Source organism: Kamptonema sp. PCC 6506 (genome assembly GCF_000180455.1).
GTDB lineage: Bacteria > Cyanobacteriota > Cyanobacteriia > Cyanobacteriales > Microcoleaceae > Kamptonema > Kamptonema formosum.
Genome location: NZ_CACA01000224.1, coordinates 1 through 3,865, shown reverse-complemented (window position 1 = coordinate 3,865; position 3,865 = coordinate 1). Strand labels below are relative to the sequence as shown.

The 3,865-nt window shown below is 46.5% G+C and carries 2 protein-coding genes and 2 pseudogenes; 3 read left to right on the top strand and 1 reads right to left on the bottom strand.

Annotated elements, in window-relative coordinates:
* Positions 1-734 (bottom strand): annotated as a pseudogene (locus OSCI_RS11700) (alpha-mannosidase); the annotation flags it as partial.
* Positions 735-805: 71 nt separating this feature from the next.
* Between OSCI_RS11700 and OSCI_RS11695 the strand changes: the two are divergent.
* From OSCI_RS11695 to OSCI_RS11690, 3 genes and pseudogenes are all read left to right on the top strand, one after another.
* A complete protein-coding gene (locus OSCI_RS11695) occupies positions 806-2,836 on the top strand; it encodes a hypothetical protein (protein WP_007355160.1) in 2,031 nt (676 codons plus the stop codon).
* Between the two features lie 84 nt (positions 2,837-2,920).
* Positions 2,921-3,037: a photosystem II reaction center protein I gene (locus tag OSCI_RS28435; protein WP_007355159.1), complete on the top strand. Its 117-nt coding sequence runs from the start codon at positions 2,921-2,923 to the stop codon at positions 3,035-3,037.
* Positions 3,038-3,280: 243 nt separating this feature from the next.
* A pseudogene (locus tag OSCI_RS11690) lies at positions 3,281-3,865 on the top strand (hypothetical protein); the annotation flags it as partial.

Genomic DNA, 3,865 nt, shown 5'->3' with positions numbered 1-3,865 from the left:
CCCCCATCCTCACCATCTCCTTCTAAAAGTGATTGCCGAAAAGCGAAGAGCGATCGCTCAAACTTGGCTTTATCTGCCAAGGCATCCCAGTCAATTAATTCAATTAAAGAATCTAGATTTTTTCCCTTGACAACAGCAGGAGAAGACAGTAGGATATTCGTGCGGAGGTCTTGGGGATTTTTAACTCTGATTAAATTGTGCCAAGTTTCTAATTCGTCAGCAACAAAAGCGGGGTCGAGACAAGTCGGGTCGGCTGATTCCCACAGCAAGAGCGATCGCATCAAAGCACCAGCATCGTGACCTGGACTTACTAAGCGCAAAGCGAGGATAATTTCTTCACCGGGTATGGCAGCTTGCTTAAGCAAAACTCGCGCCGAGGAGTCAAATAAATCTCCAGCTTGCACCAACTCGCCATTAACAAAAATTGAGGCTGCTTGTGCCCACCAAGTCAAGCCAACGCGCAAACATAAACCATCTAAAGGATAGCCGTGCAAATTGTGGGGAACCACAATTCGTTGCCTTAGCCACAAAACTTGCTTACCAGACGACCAAGCGATATGTCCTCGCTCGTTAAGTTTGGCAATAGACCAACAGTCTAGCTCCTGAAGTGGCGCGATCGCCAGATCTCCTTCCCAAAAACCCCAATCACCCTGAATATTCAGCCGAGTCAACCGCCGCAATTTCTCAATAGCTTCAGAAATCTTATCGGTTGCCGCTGGCATAGGATCGCTCATATTTCGCTAAAATTTAATGGGGAATATGCAATCGCTCTAAAAATCTAAAATCTAAATCTAAATCTAAAATTATGTCTTCTTCTTACACCAAACGCTATCAAAGCAGATTGCTCAATTTTATCTCAGAGCAATCCCACAAAGTCGTTGACAAATTTGACCTCGCCTTGCGACACTTGAAGTTTGCTGCCAAAGGAGCATTACAGGCAAGTTTGTATCCAGTTTACCTCCTATTGCAAACAGCACGCACCATCAGTCTCCGATTCCAACCAGCCGAAACCACCTCAGCATCACAATTGCCGGAATCTACCGCCGCAGACAGCGAAAATCCTGTCGAAACCGACAGACCGATTCAACGAGTTTTGTCATTCCTGAAAAAATTATCCTTGCCTGCGGCAACAACTGAGTCAATATTACCAGCAATACCGGATATCGATCCTCAAGGCAAAGTCACCTTTGCCACCCCAAACTTAGGGGAAAATGGACAAGCAGACTTACCAGTATTTAAAGATTTAATCGCAACTTCAGCAGATAAACTAACCAAGCTTGACAAACCATCAAATTCAGGCATACTCGCACTCGGCCCTGCACCTGAAATTTCATTATCCCATCAACCCCAGATTTTAGGAATCGCCACTGCTATTGCCAGCCGCACCTTGGTACTGGTTGCTCCTGAAAATCAAACCCTAGATATTTTAACAGACCGCCAGCAAACAGAAATTCAAGCAGAAATCCTCAGCGAAGTTGCAGCCTACTGGCAACAACGGCAACTGCAAGCACAAAGCCCAGAACAATTTACCACAGACCTCCAGCTAGTCGCAAATCAAGCCAATTTATTGCCCTTCCTCCGCCAATTTGTGCGAGTAATGGCGTGGGTACAAACCAGTCCCCTCGCCGTGAAAGTAAATCTGTTTGGCGAAGCCAAATTACCAAGAACGGGTTATAATGCTAAAATACCAATTACCAATTACCAACTAGGACTGGAGACAGGGAATTACCAATTACCAATTCCCAATCTCCAGTTTACTCATGTCCAGTTTACTAATGGCGAGAAAGGCAAAGTACCACTCCCCGTTATCAATCCTCCTTTAGCCAAAGGAGAAAAAGGGAAAATACCATTCCCAATTCCCAATCCTCCCCCCACTGAGGGACAGGAGGAAACGCCATTACCAATTACCAATCTCATCCTAACTAAGGGCGAACAGCAGGAACGGCAATTCGCGATCGCCACTACATCTTTACCAGAGACGACAGAGACAGAATCACCCCAACCGCCCATAGCTGATTATATAAAGTATAGCCAACTCTCCTCAGCGGCATTCATCCAAACACAGCAACAATCGGCAGAAATCGCCAATTTAGAGCCAGAAAGTCGCCAATTAGTAGGGATTGAGAAATTTGAAGATAAATTTGAGCAAGTTGCCGAAGCGATTTTGTCAGCAGTTGACTACTTCTTTGGCGGTAAAACAGAACAAAGTGAGAAGGAGCTAGCCGCAGAAATATATGCAAAGTATAGCGAATCTCCCCCTTCCATCCCCCAACTGGAAGCCGTAGAAAGCGATCGCCCCCACGAGCAATCGTGGCTAACCTGGAGCACCCTATTGGGCGAAATCTCCCTTACCCCCAACGTCGCAGAGGACAACCCTCCCCCAGCCGAAATTAACTTAGTGAGTGCCTTAACTAGGGTACCCAGCTATGAACCCCCCTCAGAAACCGAAGAATTAAACCCAATATTCGTAACAGTACAGGCTACAGCAGCATCCAGCTATGCCCCATCCTCCCCAAGCGAGGAATTAAAGCCAGCATCCGTAAAGGGAAAACCCGCAGTATCACAAAACATTACTAAAGTCAATACCTCATTTACCAGCAAAACTCAACAGACAACAACCGCCGTCACCACACGAGAGCCAGCAACAAACAGCTCAGTGAAAGCAACACCCGACTGGTGGGAAGCACGAGTAATTTCCAAAGGCTACATCAAACACCCTCTAGAACAAGCCCTAGAGTGGGTGGATATTGCCATGCTGTGGCTAGAAGAAGTGGGGTTAGCAATTTGGAAGTGGGGAAAAACCCAGTTGGACAAAATTTTTAACAGCAAAAACTGACCGATCTTTAGATATTATGAACAAAGTTGTGGCAACTGTCACAACCGATCGACTCAGACTTTTACATCCCTGGAGAGAAATACTGTGATCACCCTTAAGATCGTTGTTAATATTGTTGTCCTGTTCTTTGCTTGTTTATTCATTTTTGGATTTTTGTCAAACGACCCCGCCCGCAACCCCAATCGTAGAGACATGGAGTAAAGCAGCGGTAAAATCTTACTTGGCAACTACAGGTAGGGGGAGCGCGATCGCACCCCCGATCGCAGTTGTCTAAGTACCAAAAATAGATAAAAAGCTGGAAAATTGTAGCTGTTTGTTATACTTTGCCTCGCTTACAGGCGAGGTTATCTTATGGCTGAATTAACTAGCGAAATTGATGCGATCGCCACCTACCTCTCTTCACTCACACATTTTTAACTTTTAATTTTTAATTGTTAATTCCCTATGCCCTATCCGGTACCGCCTCCAGAACCCCCTGCAATTGTCCGTACCCAGCAGGTTGAGGATATCACCCAGACTTGGGAGGACAGCAATGCGGCACCAATAGCAAAATCAATCCAGTCAGCCAAAGCGATTACACTTCAAGAGCTACCGACATCCAAGTTTAGCCCAGAGCCGGCCAATTCCGCCGAAGTGCTAGGGCCCCCAATGGAAACGGGTTTAGGGACTGGGCAAATGGACGAAGTAGCTAATTTTGACAGCAACAATGCTGTAATTGTGGGGTTTACGAATCCAGAAGCGCCTGTTTCAGAGACAGAGGAACTGCAAAGCCGGGGAATAGAGGATTTCTCCTTTACAACTTACCCCCTAGCAGCAGTAGAAGGTGCAACCCCAACAGGCGATCGCGAAGTCGGCCCAAGGCAAGACCACCCTTCAGAATTGGCTCAAGGAACGCCAGAAGCCTTGCCAACAGAAGTTCCTAGTGATTCTCAGCCAGAGGAAATACAACCAGAACAACCTCAAGATCGACCCCAAGGAGAGGGGGAGAGAGGGAGAGACATAGACATTCCCACCCTAGAAGAAACACCA

Excerpts from the sequence above, each read along its gene's own strand:
- OSCI_RS11695 (WP_007355160.1), top strand. The coding sequence starts at position 806 with ATGTCTTCTTCTTACACCAAACGCTATCAAAGCAGATTGCTCAATTTT.